This window comes from Nonomuraea sp. NPDC049784 (assembly GCF_040659615.1).
GTDB lineage: Bacteria > Actinomycetota > Actinomycetes > Streptosporangiales > Streptosporangiaceae > Nonomuraea.
Genome location: NZ_JBFAMX010000243.1, coordinates 1 through 14,801 on the forward strand (window position 1 = coordinate 1; position 14,801 = coordinate 14,801).

Here is a 14,801-nt window from a genome sequence, read left to right on the forward strand (position 1 = left end):
CACCGCAGTCTGGATCAACGAACCCGCCAAGGAGGAACCCAGCTCCGATACAGAACAAGTCGCCTGATACGTCTCATACGGTTTGACAGCTACCGGACGCCGACGCCGTACGCGATGACGTGCGAGCCTTCGTCGTCGATCGACTCGGCCCGGATGGCGTGCTGATCGCCGATGAGACCGGCTTTATCAAGAAGGGCACTGCCTCGGCCGGGGTGCAGCGGCAATACAGCGGCACCGCGGGCCGGATCGAGAACTGCCAGATCGGCGTGTTTCTGGCCTACGCCACCCCGGCCGTGCGGGCGCTGCTGGATCGGCGTCTCTACCTGCCCGAACACACCTGGCTGGCCGACCCCGGCCGATGCCAGGCGGCCGGCATCCCGGACGAGGCAGGCTTTGCCACCAAGCCCGCGCTGGCCACCGCCATGGTGCTGGCCGCGCTGGAGGCCGGGGTGCCCGCCCGCTGGGTGACGGGTGATGAGGTCTACGGCCAGGACCCGCGCCTACGCGCCGCTCTGGAAGGGCGCCGGATGGGGTACGTTCTGGCGATCGCCGGCAACCGGCGCATCAAGTTCGAGGGAGCCCAGGTCAGCGCGGCCGAGGTCGCCGCGCGGGTGGCCGACCGGCACTGGCATCGCTACCGCGCCGGGCAGGGCGCTAAGGGCCCACGCTGGTATGCCTGGGCCTGGGCCCGCATCGACGAGGACCAGCCGGATGGGTTCCGATGGCTGCTGATCCGCCGCAACCTGAGCACCGGTGAGCTGGCCTTCTACCGCTGCTACGCCCCCGATCGGCAACCCTTGATGGCCCTGGTCAAGATCGCCGGTGTCCGCTGGGCAGTCGAGGAGTCCTTCCAAGCCGCTAAGGGGCAGGTCGGCCTGGACCACTACCAGGTGCGCGGCTGGACGGCCTGGCACCGGCACATCACCCTGGCCATGCTTGCCCTGGCCTTGCTGGCGGTCATCGCTGCCGCCCAGCCGTCCGACGCCGACGACCGCATCCGGCTGACACTCCCCGAGATCCGGCGGTTGCTGGCCGCGCTCATCTTGAGCACGCCCCACCCATCACGGACATCCTGCGCTGGTCAGACTGGCGGCGTCGCCATCAGGCAACCGCCCGACACTGCCACTACCAGCGCAGATCCCAACCATGATCGCGATGTGTCACTGGAGTACTAGGAGATTCGAACTCCTGACTTCCTGCTTGCAAAGCACTGGCCATGATCCTCTGACCTGACGTTTGTCCTGGTAAAGCTATATGTTCAGCGCATGGATGTGCATCGGGGGGCGAGGCTGGGCACCCCGGAAGTCACTCAGTTTGACACTCACTTGGGGGCTCGGCTTCCGCGAAGGCTTCGTACTCAGGCGATGGGGCGACGAACTCCGGGTGCTCCACCCAGTAGAGGTCTCCGTAGATCGCCAGCATCGCCCAATGCCATGCCTCGTCATGGAAGATGAGCCCGCGGAATAGCGCGTTGCTCGCCTCGTAGGGATAGCGCTCCAAGGCTGCCGCTTCCGCCTGAGCCAGCGTGGTGCCTCCGTATCGTTGCATCACCCACGCGAACCGCCGACGCTCGCCGTGCAGGTACTCGACGTATTCGTCTTCGGTCCAGTCGTCGGCCACGCTTCACTGTAGAGCGGGGTCTCCGAGGAGGTCGAGCGCTGTCGCGCTGGATTGATCGAGAACAGCGAAGGCGAGATGTAGACGAGGGGACCACTTGGTTCTGTGTCTACCCACATCGGGGCAATTGATGATCGATAGATAGCCTGCTCGTCATGAGCATCTTCCTCGTGGGTGGCGGCTTAGACACCGTGACTACCGCCAACCTTCTACAGTCGTTCCGGTCCGAAGCAGAGGTGCACGCACGTGCACAACTACGTCACCCGCGCCTGGCTATCGTTCTTGTCGATCACCAGGGCAGTGCTGAGTACTTCCTTCCCAGTTACGTCGAGGCGCTAGTCCCTGATGGGTGGGCCGCTGTCGAGCCGGTATTTTTGCAGGGGAAGGCCATCGATCCGGCCGTGTTCCTCAGTGTCGATGGCATCGTCGTCGCAGGTGGCCCAACACCAGACTATCTCGCCGGGCTATACGATTCAGGCGCTGCGATCCGTTCAGCCGTCTCCGCAGGCGTTCCATATGTGGGATTCTCCGCCGGAGCGATGATTGCGTCTACTGCGGCGCTGGTAGGCGGGCATCGCCTTCACGGCAAGGAGGTCAGCCCGCGTGAATGGTCGGAAGGTCTGGATGAGTTGACTGTGCGCCCTGGACTAGGTCTGATCGAGTTCGGCGTGGATGTGCACACTGCCCAGGCTGGCACCCTCGGACGAACCGTCGCACTCGTGGAATCAGGATGTGTTTCGTCAGCCGTAGGAATCGACGAGGATACCTGCCTTATAGCGGCCGTGGCGCAGACTCGCGCGGACGACTGTTCGATTACTGGCTCCGGGAACGTGTGGTCGATAATCCCAAGTGGAGAACCTGGGTCCGCCCTGATCGTCCGTTCCGCAAGTGCTGCTGAAGCGCCACAGAGCTGACTCGAAGCTCGCGTATGGGCAGGAACGCTCTTTGGCCTGCCCGTCTGCCGTCGTCCCATCCGACGGATAGCGGACCAGCCGCGGGGTTGCCCACCTGGGTGCCCGGTCCATGGCCGTGATGGAGCGGAGGCGGCCCCGCGGCTGGTCTGCTAGGGCTTGCCCTGGGACGGCGGCAGGCGGGCAGGCTTCCGCGGCAACCCCTCAGACGGGCCAGGGAACGATCTTGGCTGCCCGGAGCCGGAGCGCCCCCGCCGGAGGCATGCAGTAAGGCCGGCCTCGTGACCGGCGCACGCGTGCGCTGACAGGTCCGGCCCTGTCGCGGCGCACGCTCACGATGCCGGCACGTGCAGTGAAGGCTCTTCGTCAGCTCAGTGAGGCTCAGGACGAAGTACGAACCGCTTCGGGCAATATGCGGAAGAGCGCGGGTCTAGTCTTCTGCACCAAGACTGATACGTCGCTCAGTGCCACGAACGTCCGTCGCGACTTCCGGAAAGTACTCGATCGCGCTGGGCTGGTTAGCGCGGAGTGGACACCCCGCGAGCTACGGCACAGCTTCGTGTCGATCTTGTCGGACTCGGGAATCCCTATCGAGGACATCTCGCGCCTGGTAGGCCACGCGAACACCGTGGTGACCGAGACGGTTTACCGCTTTCAGCTACGGCCCGTGCTGCTGGAGGGCGCAGAGGCCATGGACGGCATTTTCCCGGCACAAGAAGAGACGTGGTCACTCACTTAGTCACGCACCCCCGCTAAGCGATCATTAGCGGGGGTGCGTTTTGCTGGTGGAGCCTAGGAGATTCGAACTCCTGACTTCCTGCTTGCAAACGGGAACCGGTCTGCCTGTAGGGAGGTTCCTGACCTGGTCAGGCGGGAAGTGCGGGCTGATGACGTGTGATCACGTGAGCCGGTGTTGCTGTGCCTGCTGCTGTACGCGGTGCCCCGGAACAGCCCCCATCATCCCGATGTCCGAGCCGAGAGGAATTCCAAGAGTGGCGGGATGCATACGGTGACCTGCTCACGCTGCCAGATTACCCCTCGCCCCTTTACGAGGTATCAGACGGTATGAGCCCCCTGCTTCGTCTCAGGCGATAGCAGCGATGTCACCGTCGTCAAAGTAGATCGACTGATGAAGCCGACCGCCCAGAGCAGTGGCGTACCGGGCGAGCACATCCTGCCCGGAGATCTTGCCTTGCTCGATCTGCGAAATGCGGCCCTTGGTGACCCCCATGCGCTGCGCGAGGGCCTGTTGGGTCAACCCGCGACTACGACGGATCTCAGCAAGCCGGTGTCCTTGCACCTTGGCGAGCAGTTCCTGCTTACCCGCCTCAACAGCGTCCTCGCCGCCAGCACGTTCGACATGCTCAGCACGAATATCCTTCCAGCGCGCATATCCCATCACGTTCCGCCCTCCTCCGCCTGCCGTTCCTTCACGTAGATCTCGTAGCGCTGCTCGGCGAGCGGGATGGCCTGCTTATACCAGGCATTCCACTGTCCGGCCTTATCACCCGCGACAAGCAGGATGCTGGACCGCCACGGATCGAACGCGAACAAGATCCGCACGGTCCCCGGCCGAAGTTCCTTCAAGTTCTGCAGACGTGAAGCGGTGATCGTATCGACCAGCGGCCGTCCCAGGCCTGGTCCTCCTTCGGCGAGCGCGTCGATTGCTTGCACAACACGCCTATGTGTCGCGTCGTCGAGTTGCTCCATCCACTCGCGCACCTCATCGACGATGTAGACGTCCCACTCGTCTGCCACGTACAGCAGTATAGCGAACGGTATACCTCCGCCGAGTCCTGTATAAACGCCAGGAGGTTCAGTCAGAGATGTGAGCCTCGCCGACCTCAAGGCGCTCATGCAGCGACCTGGCGGCGGCGCCCGAGCCCGCCTGCGAGTGCAGCGCAAGCCTGGACGAGGGCCAGACCCGGTGCCGTAAGTGCAGGGCTCGAGATCGCTGGATCAAGAAGCAGGCGGCCAAGCGCCGGGAAGGTGTGCGGCGCGGCGAGACTCGCCCTACGACCATGGCGGGGTGACGTGGACGTGATCGAGCTCATCATCGCCGGACTGCTCGGCGTCATCCTGCTGGTCGGCTACATCACTGTTCTGATCGGCATCCGCCGCGAGGACAAGGCGCTGAACCTGCGGCGCCCGCTGACGACGCCTCGGCCATGCTGGCTCGGAAGGTTACCGGCTGCTACGTCCGAGCCGGAGTTCTCGTCGCCGGCCATACCGATAGAAGCGCAGGCGCAGCCTGCGCTTCTCAAGAAGAAATGTCTGAGCGAAGCGAAGGCCTGTAGGAGTCGAGGCCCTGGCTCGACTGGAAGAACGGCTGAGCCTCGTGCGCGAAGCGCTCACTCGCGATGACCTTGCGCGTCGGAGGCGCGCCCCAGCAGACAGCCCTCGCGGAGCGAGGACCGCTCGGGACGGGGTCCCGTCAGGCAGTGGTGATCGGGCAAACGGGTGGGTGAGCTCCGGCCCACCTACCCGGCCCCTTCGATAGTGGAGCCTAGTACGGCAGCCGCCGATCATTAGCTGAGCTGGGTGTATGCGGTGGCGAGGCGGGCGCGCTGGTGGAACCAGCGGGCGCGTGCTTGGTGGCGGCGTCGCCAGAGTGACCAGTGGGCGGTGTGTTCCAGCGACGTGTGTGCGTGGTAGCGGCGTTGAACAGGTCCTTGATGGCGGCGACGGTCAGCGGGATCATCCCAGGGTCTGTGGGCGGGGCCTGGTCGGGTTTCGTGGGTGGCGAGGCTTGGGTGTCGGTGCGGCGGCGAGCGGCTGCGGCGCTGACCGCGCAGATGGCCAGGGCGGCCATGACCAGCACGGTGTGCCGCAGGATCGCCTCATAGAGGCGGACCTGGGACTGGTCCAGTCCGAACAAGTCCTTGCCGAACTCGAAACTTTCCTCCACCGGCCATCTCAGCCCGGCCGCGGCGATCAAGCGGGGCAGGGTGGCCAGCTGACCTGCGGGGATGAAGCAGTAGTGGAGGGCCAGCTCTCCGGTCCTGCGGTGCTTGCGGACCAGCAGGAAGTGGGTGAGGCTGGCGGTGGCGATCCAGGCCCAGGCGTAGATGCGCTCGCCCTTGGAGCCGTCACCGGCCGAGTGGATGGTCCACTTGCGCTTCTGCTTCAGGTGCTTGGCTACCGCCTGTTCGCAGGTCAGGCGGGTGCCTGCTCCGAGGGCGAGGGCGAAGGCGGAGCGGACGCGCAGCACGTAGCCCTGGTTGTGCTCTTCGAGGAAGCTGCGCAGGTGCGGGCAGGCGCCGTAGACCTCCTCGCCGGCTACAAAGTCCAGGCGCACGCCGTCGGCGTAGGCATCGCGAAGCAGGCCGATGGCCAGTTCGCCCTTGGTGGCGAAGGCAAGGTTCGTCGGCAGGCCGGTGGTGATGGCCTTGACGGGATCGGAGATCTGCTCGGCGGGGATCCATTGCCGCGCGCCGATCAGCGCGTGCCCGGTGCCGGCGCGGACGTAGGCCAGGTGGACGGTGTTGATGCCGTTGTCGACGCCGCCCGCGCAGCCCATGTGCTGGCGTTTGACGCCCGCCGTCGCCGTGCCCTTCTTCTCCTGGCCAGTCTCATCCAGTGCTCCCACGGTCAGGAATGCCGGGCGGGCTGCGGCGTCCAGGCGGGTGACGGCGAAGCGGCGCACGGCGCTCATCGCTCCTGCCGTGTCCCAGCTGGCGCGGTTCAGCAGCCGCTGCGTGGCGTCCGGGCTGCGGTCGCCCACCCATTCGGCGATCGTCCACCCGTTGCGTTTGGGCAGGTGAGACATCAGCGCGCGGATGTACTTGGCGGCCTGCTGCCGCGGCTCGATGCGGGCGAACATCGGCGCCAGCGCGGTCAGGAGGTTCTCGGTGTTTCGTTGCACGCGCGCTGCCTCTACGATGAGGGCAGCAGCCGCTCTCGATCTTGCTCTCGTCACACAGACATGATCATGAGCGGCTGCTCTCGTTGCTCCCGCATCGAATCACAAGATCGCATCGTCCGGCCGCCATCATCCCAGCTCACACCGCAATTGGGGCTGCCGTACTAGGCTCGGCGTACTCCCGTCGGAGGTCCAACGCCTTGATGAACGGAAACGACGTTCTTGGGGACTCGGGCGCTCGCCATGACCATCCGTGTTCGACGCCCGCCTCCGTTGGCAAGCACCATCGCACCCATACAGGTCTGCTGAATTTACGCCTGCCTGCGTTCAGACCAGACCCAAGGGATATGCTGCTGAAGGTCGCTCACACACCGCCGAGCCCAGTCTTGACGTTCAGGCGCAAGTAGGTGGTCCTTGCTCCGGTTGGTGAGGCGTTGGAGCCGTGCGACATCCTCCGGCCGAAGATCGCGCAAGCAGCGTCCGATCAACTTGATGCACTGTGTTATCAGATGCGCCTGGACCACCTGAACACCCCTGACCATCCGCGTTCGGCCAGAGGTCGAACGCGCACTCCTTGGACAGCCGGGGCACTTTGGTGAAGCGGACGGTGTGGTAGTTCCAGGCAATCGCACCTGCGTCGAGCCGTCACGCTGGCCGCCAACTCCGCCACGTTCAAGAGAGACGACCTGTCAGCTCGAGACCGCATTGGCTGGCAGGTTGTTGCCTCGGGTCCGGAAGGTGGCACGGTATGCCGTGGGAGTCGCGCCGACGCGGCGGCGGAACTGTGCGCGCAGCCCGGTTGGATCGGCGAAACCGCAGGCGGTGGCGATCTGGTCGATGCTGTCGTCGGTGTTCTCCAGCAGCTCGCACGCGCGCGCGATCCGCTGATGGAGCAGCCACTGGTATGGGCTGGTGCCGGCGACGTCGGCGAACCGCCGGACGTACTGGCGGGCGCTCAGGTGGCATCGCGCGGCCTGGTCAGCGACGGTGATCTGCTGGTCAAGCCGGCTGGTCATCCACTTCATCGACGCGCGGATCGGGTCGTCGCCTTCCACCGACTGGACCGCCTGCGGTAGGTACTGTGCCTGGCCGCCTTCGCGATGCGCTGGTACGACCAGGTGTCTGGCGATCGCATTGGCGACGGTTGCACCGAACCGCGCACGGACCAGGTGCAGGCAGAGGTCGATGCCGGCCGCCGTCCCCGCCGAGGTGGCGATCGCGTCGCGGTCCACGTAAAGCACCGCGGGATCGAGGTGTACGTGGGGAAAGCGGCGCGCGAACGCCGGAGCGTGCCGCCAGTGCGTGGTGGCCGGTTCGCCGTCCAGCAGGCCGGCCGCGGCGACCACGAAGGCGCCGGTGCACAGCGCCACGACGGTAGCGCTGGCGTGCGCGGCGGCGCGTACGGCTTCGACCATGCTCGCCGGCACGTCCTCGGCCGGGTCCCGCCAACCAGCGACCACCAGGAGGTCGGCCGGCGTCAGCTCCGGCAGCGACCGGGTCGGCAGGCGCCAGCCGTGCTCGGTCCGCAGCTCACCCGGCTCACCGGACACCAGCACGACCTCGCACCGGTCGGCCAGCTCCGCCGCTCCGAAGACAGCCTGCGGGATGGACAACTCGAAGGTCGGCGCATCGTCGTACGCGAGCACGGCAACGGTGATCATGTCCCAAATCATACGGCGGAGGTCATAACTGCCACTTACCGGGAAGCATGCCTTCCACCGACGATGCATGCCATGACTGAACTCGCTGGCTACTGGGACGGCCGCGGTGCCGGCTATTTCAACACCGCGTCCTACGGCCTGCCGCCACGTGCGGCGATTGCCGCCGCGACCGGATGGATCGAGCAGTGGACGTATGGTGCCGCGCCGCTTGGCAGCTGGTTGGGCGCCACCGAACAAGCGCGAACCTCGTTCGCTGCGCTGGTGGGCGTGAACCCGGCGGACGTGGCCACCGGCACGTCGGTGTCGCAGCTGGCCAGTATCGTGGCCGCCGCTCTGCCTGAACGTAGCACTGTGATCGCCAGTGAGGACGAGTTCACCTCGCTGCTGTTTCCCTTTCTCAGCCAGGCCGACCGCGGCGTGAAGGTCGACCTGGTCCGCCGGGACCTGCTCGCCGAGACCATCACCGAGCGCGGTGACGCGGTCGTTTTCAGCCTTGTGCATTCCGCCGACGGCGCGCTCGCCGACCACGCCGCGATCCGTACGGCCGCGGCCAACCGCGGCGCGTTGACCATCGTCGACGCGGCGCAGGCGTGCGGCTGGCTAGATGCCGACTACGCCGGCTTCGACTTCGTGGTGTGCCCAGCCTTCAAATGGCTGTATTCACCGCGCGGTACGGCGTTTCTGACCGTACGGCCAGACCTGCTGGACCGGCTGCGACCCAGCGGCGCGGGCTGGTGGTCCAGCCCGTCCGCCAGCCATTTCTTCGGCGGTCCACTCGACCTCGATCCGGCCGCTCGCCGGCTGGACGTGAGCCCAGTGTGGAACTCCTGGGGCGCCACCGCGGCCGCCCTGGACACGGTGCTGGATCTCGGGGCCGACCGGATCGCCGGCCACACGCTAGATCTCGCCGACCAGTTACGACGGTGGCTCGACCTGCCGCCGGGCAGTACGCCGATCGTCTGCATCCCTCGGCCCGATGCGGCGGACCTGCTGCAGGCGGCCGGCCTGGCGGTGTCCCGTACGCCGTCCGGCGCGCGGCTGGCCATCGGGCCCTACACCACCGTTTCCGACCTCGACCGCGTACTGGAGGCGCTTCGTGTCCGCTGATTTCGCCATTCAGCTCGCTTCGGTGTGCGCCGTCGTCGTGACGCCGATGGCCACCGACGGGTCGATCGACCTCGACTCGGTACGCCGGCTGGCGCGACACGTCGATGGTGGCCGATCCGGCACCATCACCGTTGGCGGCAGTGTCGGAGAGTTTCTCGCTCTGACAGCGCAAGAACGTCTCGATGTCGTCGCCGCGACCGTGGAGACCGTCGGCAAGCCGGTTATCGCCTCGGTCGGTGGCGCGGTCGACGCGGCGATCCAGGAGGCAAAGGCAGCGGCAGCGTACGGTGCCGCCGCCGTCATGATTCACCAGCCCACCAATCCGTTTGCGTCGGTGGCCGGTTGGGTTGCCTACCACCGTGCGATCGCGAGCGCAATTTCTCCGCTGCCGGTGGTGCTGTATCTGCGTGATCCCGCGGTGGGTCCGCCGGCGGTCGCCGAGTTGGTCGCCGCCTGTCCGAACGTGGTGGGGATCAAGCACTCGGTGCCTGATCCGACCGCGCTGGCCGCTCACGCCGTCCTCGACCAGGTGGTCTGGTTGTGCGGTCTGGCGGAGAAATGGGCGGCGTACGCGTGGCAGGCTGGCGCCACCGGCTTCACCTCCGGCCTCATCGCGGTCGACGACACCATTCCGATGGCGCTTTATGACGCCCTGCGGACCGGCGACCTGGCCGCGTCGCGGGCCGCCGTCCGACGGGCCACCGCGTTCGAGAACCTGCGGTCGGCCAGGGGAGGCGCGCCCAGTGTCGGTGTGGTAAAGACCGCGCTCGCTCAGCTCGGCGTGATCGCCAGCGCGACCGTACGACCGCCGCTGGAACCGTTGCCGCCGGCCGAAACGGAGCAGGTCGCGGCCATGAACCTCGGTTAGCGCCAAGGTCATATCGGGTGTTTGCGGGAAGAACTTTGGGTTGCGGTGCCAGCCGCCCGCCAGTGTTTTGTACGCAACGGCTCGGAATATCGGTACGGTCCCGGGCCGAGTTGCCAGAGTCTTGTACTCTTCACACAGACATGATCATGGGCGGCTGCTCTGTTGTGCAGAATCGCCATCACAAGATCGCATTGACCAGCGGCGCATCATCCCAGCTCAGCTAGCGAATGGCGGCTGCCGTACTAGGAGATTCGAACTCCTGACTTCCTGCTTGCAAAGACGCATGTGGATCTTGTTCGACCTGCGAAGACACAGTTCAGAGCACTGATCGCGTTCCCCGTGACTCCCCACTGTTCCCCCTGGTTCCCGCCCCATCGGGCACGCGATGGGCACGCTGTTGCGATCGTCCGTTGTACCAGGGGATGATGTGTAACCATCTGAGGCAAAGGTGTCATAGTGGACATTAAGGCGAGTTGTGAGCTCACACCTGACGAGGTCATCCGCGCATTCAAGGCGGGCTCCAAGCGTCGGCTTCTCTTCATGTATCTTGCGCTTCCGCTTGTATTGACCGTATGGGGATTCGCAAGTTTCCTGTTCGATGATCCCGCGCTGGGAGTAGGGTTGATTGCCGGTGCAATCGCGTTCCCTTTGGTGCTGCGCTTTTTGGTACGGCGCAATATCACGCGCCAACTCAAGCATTTTTGCCTGCCGAGCACCATCCGGGTCACGGATGACGGCTACGAACATCACACCGATCAGTACAACACCACGATGCGGTGGTCTATGTTCGAGCGGACCATAACCGGCCCCGAGTTCTGGTTGTTCTACGTGAACAAGCAGTGCGTAGCATTCCTCCCTCGGCGAGCATTCGACGCGACACAACAGGCCGAGATTGACAAATTGCTAGCTGGTTATCGTGCCGCTGAGGTTGTCTGAACGACATCCGTCGCATCTCCTCGGCTGCTCGTCCCTTCCGTCGTCAAGCAACCCGAAGGGAAAGTACGCCAAAGCAGCAGGGGCCAGGTGGAATGCCCACACTCCAACCCTAGCTCCGGGTGCGCAGTAGGACTCCTGCCTCGCACTGGATCGAGTTCGGCGGCTGAGATCATCCGGCAATATTCGATGCCGCTGCCGTCGAAAGCGCGGTATCAGCTCGATCACTACGCTGCCACTGGCGAGAGCGGTCAATAGGCTCCCGACATGCCTCTCACCTTTACTGCTCGCGTGGCGGGGGTCGATGAAGACCTTGAGCTTGAGTGTCTGTCGGCCGGCGTCGCGGAGAACCCCGACGGGACCGGTCAAAGCCTGATGTTTCAATGCTCGCTCTACGAGGTCGAGGACGATGAAGAGATCGACGATGATTACACCCACTGCCTTGTCGTAGACAATGGGGTGGCTGCCTATGGCTGCGTGAGGGAGATCGTCATGGACGATCAGCGGCTAACGGTGGTGCTCGACGACGCTGCAGCCATTCTCTACTGCTTCGACGACCACACCATTGACGTCACGCTGGACCTTGAGGCTCATGCGCGCGAGGAACTGCGCGGCGCTCTCCGACGCATCTTCTCCTACGGGCGGCCAGATGCATTCCCTCGTCGCATGGAGCTGTAGCTAGGGCACACGAGCGGTCCCTGCCTGGTCTTCCCGTCTACCTCGTCCACCTGTAAGTGCAAGGCAGCGGGCCGAGGCCCTGGGGCTGCATACCTGGACATGCAACGAGCGCGTCGCTGTCGCCCTTCTCAGCCCGCTCCAGCAGCATGGACCGCGGCAGATTGTGAGCGACGACGTTCAGTATCCAACGGACCTGAATCAGGCTCGGGCAGCATCCCCAGACACCGCAGCGCTCAAATCCCCGGACTCCCGGAGGCCGCCTTCCATGCCTTGGTCGAGGAGCTGCTCATCATCGGCGCCGACCCGCACCGCCGCGGCGTGCCCGGTTGCGTACAGCCCCTGTTCCGTGAGCAGGTGTTCGGCGAGGCCGGCCGCGGGATTGACAGCATCCGGCTAATGGCGTTAGCTTTTGGCTATAGGGATTAGCCATGGAGGGCGTCATGACCGAGTACCTGGAGATTGAAGGCGGACGGCTCGCCTACGACGTGACCGGCGATGGACCACTGGTGGTGCTGGCTCACGGCATGGGCGACGGCCGAGGGGCGTATCGCCTGCTGGCGCCACGTCTCGTGGCCGCCGGATATCGCGTCGCCAGCGTGGACCTGCGGGGCCACGGGGAATCGACCACCGACTGGCCCTCCTACACCCGCACCGACGTCGCGAATGATCTGCTGGCCCTGATCCGCCAACTGGGCGGGCCGGCGGTGGTCGTCGGTCACTCCTTCTCCGGTGGCGCTGCCACCATCGCGGCGGCGCTGGATCCGGACATGGTCAGCGCTGTCGTCGAGATCGGCCCGTTCACCCGGGCACAGAAGCTGGACCTGGGCGGCCTGTTGCGCAACGGCCGGCACCGCAAGGGTGTCACGCTGCTGCTGGGTGCCGGGGCGTTGCGCAGCGTGGGGCTGTGGAGGCGCTACCTTGACCACGCCTACCCTGGCGTCAAGCCCGCGGATTACGAGGAGTACATGACCGCGCTGGAGGCGGCCCTGCGTCGGCCGGGCCGCATGGCGGTCGTCAGCAAGATGGGTATGTCCGCCCCGACCGATGCCGGTGCTCAACTCCCGAACGTACACGTCCCCGCCCTGGTCGTCATGGGCACGCTCGACCCCGACTGGGCCGATCCCAGGGCCGAGGCGGAGGGCGTCGTCGCAGCCATGCCGGCCGGACGCGGCACTGTCGTGATGATCAACGGTGCCGGTCACTATCCGCACGCGCAGTTCCCCGCCGAGGTGTCCGAGATCATGCTGGCGTTCCTGAAGGAGCACGCCCGTGCCTAGGGCGGGCCTGTCGCAGGACGCGATCGTCGATCTGGCGATGGGGATCCTCGATGAGGAAGGTCCGAGCGCGGTCACCCTTTCGGCGGTGGCCGGCCGTGCCGGCGTGGCCACTCCGTCTCTTTACAAGCATGTCCGCAACCTCGCGGAGCTCAACACGCTGGTGTCCATACGGGTCATGGAGGAGTTGGCGGACCGAGCGCGCGAGGCCGTGCTCGGCCGAACCGGAGCCGAGGCGCTGCGCGCCTTCATGAACGCCTGGCGCGCCTATGTCGTGGCCCACCCGGGCAGGTACGCCGCGATGATCCAGGCCCCGCGGCCAGAGCTGGCCGAGGCCGGCACGCGACTGGTCGACATCGTGCTCGCCGTGCTTCGCGCGTACGGGCTGGAGGGCGCGGACGCCATCCACGCGGCCAGATGCCTGCGCTCGGTCGTCCACGGCTTCGCCGTCCTGGAGACCGCGGGCGCGTTCGGGCTCCCCGTTGACCTGGACGACAGCTACGAGCTGCTGACACAAATGATCATTTCGGGCCTGCCCGGGCCTGCTCGGGACCGCCCGGACAGGGCGGCGACCCAATACTCCTAGTGCAGCGCCGCAAAGGCGGGAGACGTCCTCGATCGGGACGCCGGAGCCTTGCAGCAGCGAGACGAAGCTGTGCCGCATTTCGCGGGGGACCAGTCGTTGCCAGGCAGGCCGGCGGCGTCGAGGATCTTCCCGGAAGCCGCGCCGTACGTTGTGCGCGGTGAGCGCGCTCCCACTCCTGGTGCGGAAGGCGAGATGGTTCAGGAGGAAGTGGCTTCAGGGGTGACCGTGACGACGATCTTGCCGACCTGGCCGTTGGCCGCCATGTAGCGGTGGGCTTCGGCGATGTCCGCGAGGTCGAAGCGCGGGTCGAGGGCGCCGTAGACGACCAGCCTGCCGCTAGGGGCGCCCGGGGGGCGCAGAAACCCCCGTTCTTGATGGCGCCGGCGTGCAGCAGCCCATCGAGCACGCGGGGGTTCCACCGCTATGGAAGCCTCAGTTGGCGGGGAACGGCAGGACGACGAGGATGTAAATCATCTCGACCTTGAAGAAGGCCACCCCGGTCAGCGCTATCAGCGTGTAGGACAGCCGCCCGCGCAGACCCCACCAGCCCTTCCACCAGGCCGCCGAATTACGCGGAACCTGGGGTCAGCCCTCGCTCTCGGTGATCCAGGGTGAGGAACGAACCCTGGATCGTCGATCGCCCCCAAGACAGACGGTGGCCAGCCATGCAATGGCGATCGTAGGGCTGCATCTGTGCGGCGGCGCGGCAACCCCGGCCGGAGCGTTCGCTTGGTACGGCGGGGCTAGCGTGCGGTGCCCGGCCCGGTGTCCCGCCGCCGTCCGGGACCGGCCCCCAGGCCGCACGCCCGGACGGCGGGCGGGCGGAGGGCCGGGGGGTACGGCGGCGCGGCGCGCCGCCGCTTGACGTCCTCGCACGCGGCAAGCTCACCAAGAAGTCATCGGGCACGTAACGGGCACGATCCCAAAACGAGGCCCTAGAAAGATCGAAAGCCCAGGCCGTTGACCTGGGCTTTCGTGTGACTGGAGCCTAGTACTCCAGCCGTAGATCGTGATCTCGATGGTGCGGGGCGCCGAGGAGACAGGTGGTCAGCGTCGATCATCTGGACGAGATCGACCACGCCACCCGGGGGTGTCCGTTCCTTCTCCGCCTGCCCGACTACTCGAGTCCACCGAGACGGAGGGCGTCCCTCATTTCGCTGAGCTTCGCGGTCGTCGCCGGGGTCCGCTCCTTCGCCTGTCCAGCGAGTCGGAGGGCATCCTCAATCTCGTTGAGTTTCGCGTAGGGCAGGGCGCCCGCCCGCTCGATCAGGTCGTCCCGGGACACGGTAGTCAGCCACGTGCAA

General features: G+C 66.0%; 15 protein-coding genes and 2 pseudogenes. 10 read left to right on the forward strand and 7 right to left on the reverse strand.

The features are described 5' to 3' along the window. Positions 1 to 107: 107 nt before the first annotated feature. Positions 108 to 1,175 (forward strand): annotated as a pseudogene (locus tag AB0J09_RS35625) (IS701 family transposase); the annotation flags it as partial. A 130-nt stretch (positions 1,176 to 1,305) separates the two neighbouring features. On the opposite strand, the gene AB0J09_RS35630 reads toward AB0J09_RS35625, so the two are convergent. Beyond that, on the reverse strand, positions 1,306 to 1,620 hold the full coding sequence (locus AB0J09_RS35630) for a hypothetical protein (RefSeq protein WP_360700712.1): 315 nt from the start codon (positions 1,618 to 1,620) through the stop codon (positions 1,306 to 1,308). Positions 1,621 to 1,772: 152 nt separating this feature from the next. On the opposite strand from AB0J09_RS35630, the gene AB0J09_RS35635 reads away from it, so the two are divergent. Continuing rightward, positions 1,773 to 2,531, forward strand: coding sequence for a Type 1 glutamine amidotransferase-like domain-containing protein (locus AB0J09_RS35635; RefSeq protein ID WP_360700715.1), 759 nt, complete (start codon positions 1,773 to 1,775; stop codon positions 2,529 to 2,531). Positions 2,532 to 2,865: 334 nt separating this feature from the next. Then, on the forward strand, positions 2,866 to 3,267 hold the full coding sequence (locus tag AB0J09_RS35640) for a tyrosine-type recombinase/integrase (protein ID WP_360700718.1): 402 nt from the start codon (positions 2,866 to 2,868) through the stop codon (positions 3,265 to 3,267). Positions 3,268 to 3,612: 345 nt separating this feature from the next. On the opposite strand, the gene AB0J09_RS35645 is transcribed toward AB0J09_RS35640, so the two are convergent. Both AB0J09_RS35645 and AB0J09_RS35650 read right to left on the reverse strand, forming a co-directional pair. Next, positions 3,613 to 3,927, reverse strand: coding sequence for a helix-turn-helix transcriptional regulator (locus tag AB0J09_RS35645; RefSeq protein ID WP_360700753.1), 315 nt, complete (start codon positions 3,925 to 3,927; stop codon positions 3,613 to 3,615). Further along, positions 3,927 to 4,286: a type II toxin-antitoxin system RelE/ParE family toxin gene (locus tag AB0J09_RS35650; RefSeq protein WP_360700721.1), complete on the reverse strand. Its 360-nt coding sequence runs from the start codon at positions 4,284 to 4,286 to the stop codon at positions 3,927 to 3,929. The genes AB0J09_RS35645 and AB0J09_RS35650 overlap by 1 nt, the downstream gene beginning before the upstream one ends. 276 nt (positions 4,287 to 4,562) lie before the next feature. Here AB0J09_RS35650 and AB0J09_RS35655 point away from each other — a divergent pair, with 276 nt between their 5' ends. After that, positions 4,563 to 4,892 (forward strand): hypothetical protein, encoded by a 330-nt coding sequence (locus AB0J09_RS35655; RefSeq protein ID WP_360700724.1) that lies wholly within the window; start codon positions 4,563 to 4,565, stop codon positions 4,890 to 4,892. Positions 4,893 to 5,034: 142 nt separating this feature from the next. Here the strand turns inward: AB0J09_RS35655 and AB0J09_RS35660 are convergent, their stop codons facing one another. Both AB0J09_RS35660 and AB0J09_RS35665 read right to left on the reverse strand, forming a co-directional pair. Further along, positions 5,035 to 6,393 carry an IS701 family transposase gene (locus AB0J09_RS35660; protein WP_360700727.1) on the reverse strand — a complete coding sequence of 453 codons (1,359 nt, stop codon included), beginning with the start codon at positions 6,391 to 6,393 and terminating at the stop codon, positions 5,035 to 5,037. A gap of 686 nt (positions 6,394 to 7,079) precedes the next feature. Continuing rightward, positions 7,080 to 8,051 carry a helix-turn-helix domain-containing protein gene (locus AB0J09_RS35665; RefSeq protein WP_360700730.1) on the reverse strand — a complete coding sequence of 324 codons (972 nt, stop codon included), beginning with the start codon at positions 8,049 to 8,051 and terminating at the stop codon, positions 7,080 to 7,082. Between the two features lie 63 nt (positions 8,052 to 8,114). On the opposite strand from AB0J09_RS35665, the gene AB0J09_RS35670 reads away from it, so the two are divergent. From AB0J09_RS35670 to AB0J09_RS35695, 6 genes are all read left to right on the forward strand, one after another. Continuing rightward, on the forward strand, positions 8,115 to 9,158 hold the full coding sequence (locus AB0J09_RS35670) for an aminotransferase class V-fold PLP-dependent enzyme (protein ID WP_360700733.1): 1,044 nt from the start codon (positions 8,115 to 8,117) through the stop codon (positions 9,156 to 9,158). Beyond that, positions 9,148 to 10,026 carry a dihydrodipicolinate synthase family protein gene (locus AB0J09_RS35675; RefSeq protein ID WP_360700735.1) on the forward strand — a complete coding sequence of 293 codons (879 nt, stop codon included), beginning with the start codon at positions 9,148 to 9,150 and terminating at the stop codon, positions 10,024 to 10,026. Before AB0J09_RS35670 ends, AB0J09_RS35675 begins: the two co-directional genes overlap by 11 nt. A gap of 456 nt (positions 10,027 to 10,482) precedes the next feature. Then, a complete protein-coding gene (locus tag AB0J09_RS35680; RefSeq protein ID WP_360700738.1) occupies positions 10,483 to 10,962 on the forward strand; it encodes a YcxB family protein in 480 nt (159 codons plus the stop codon). A gap of 264 nt (positions 10,963 to 11,226) precedes the next feature. Beyond that, positions 11,227 to 11,637 carry an Imm10 family immunity protein gene (locus AB0J09_RS35685; protein ID WP_360700741.1) on the forward strand — a complete coding sequence of 137 codons (411 nt, stop codon included), beginning with the start codon at positions 11,227 to 11,229 and terminating at the stop codon, positions 11,635 to 11,637. A gap of 440 nt (positions 11,638 to 12,077) precedes the next feature. Further along, the gene (locus tag AB0J09_RS35690) at positions 12,078 to 12,914 is read left to right on the forward strand and encodes an alpha/beta hydrolase (RefSeq protein WP_360700744.1); all 837 of its coding nucleotides are present in this window, start codon (positions 12,078 to 12,080) and stop codon (positions 12,912 to 12,914) included. Then, on the forward strand, positions 12,907 to 13,497 hold the full coding sequence (locus tag AB0J09_RS35695; protein ID WP_360700747.1) for a WHG domain-containing protein: 591 nt from the start codon (positions 12,907 to 12,909) through the stop codon (positions 13,495 to 13,497). Before AB0J09_RS35690 ends, AB0J09_RS35695 begins: the two co-directional genes overlap by 8 nt. Before the next feature lie 197 nt (positions 13,498 to 13,694). Here the strand turns inward: AB0J09_RS35695 and AB0J09_RS35700 are convergent, their stop codons facing one another. Both AB0J09_RS35700 and AB0J09_RS35705 read right to left on the reverse strand, forming a co-directional pair. Beyond that, on the reverse strand, positions 13,695 to 13,916 hold the full coding sequence (locus AB0J09_RS35700; RefSeq protein WP_360700750.1) for a zinc-binding dehydrogenase: 222 nt from the start codon (positions 13,914 to 13,916) through the stop codon (positions 13,695 to 13,697). Positions 13,917 to 14,614: 698 nt separating this feature from the next. Next, positions 14,615 to 14,801: pseudogene (locus AB0J09_RS35705) on the reverse strand (type II toxin-antitoxin system PemK/MazF family toxin); the annotation flags it as partial.

Bases quoted from the DNA above. Each gene is read 5' to 3' on its own strand.
- AB0J09_RS35635 (WP_360700715.1), top strand. From the start codon at position 1,773: ATGAGCATCTTCCTCGTGGGTGGCGGCTTAGACACCGTGACTACCGCC.
- AB0J09_RS35640 (WP_360700718.1), top strand. From the start codon at position 2,866: ATGCCGGCACGTGCAGTGAAGGCTCTTCGTCAGCTCAGTGAGGCTCAG.
- AB0J09_RS35645 (WP_360700753.1), bottom strand. From the start codon at position 3,927: ATGGGATATGCGCGCTGGAAGGATATTCGTGCTGAGCATGTCGAACGT.
- AB0J09_RS35665 (WP_360700730.1), bottom strand. From the start codon at position 8,051: ATGATCACCGTTGCCGTGCTCGCGTACGACGATGCGCCGACCTTCGAG.
- AB0J09_RS35670 (WP_360700733.1), top strand. From the start codon at position 8,115: ATGCATGCCATGACTGAACTCGCTGGCTACTGGGACGGCCGCGGTGCC.
- AB0J09_RS35685 (WP_360700741.1), top strand. From the start codon at position 11,227: ATGCCTCTCACCTTTACTGCTCGCGTGGCGGGGGTCGATGAAGACCTT.
- AB0J09_RS35690 (WP_360700744.1), top strand. From the start codon at position 12,078: ATGACCGAGTACCTGGAGATTGAAGGCGGACGGCTCGCCTACGACGTG.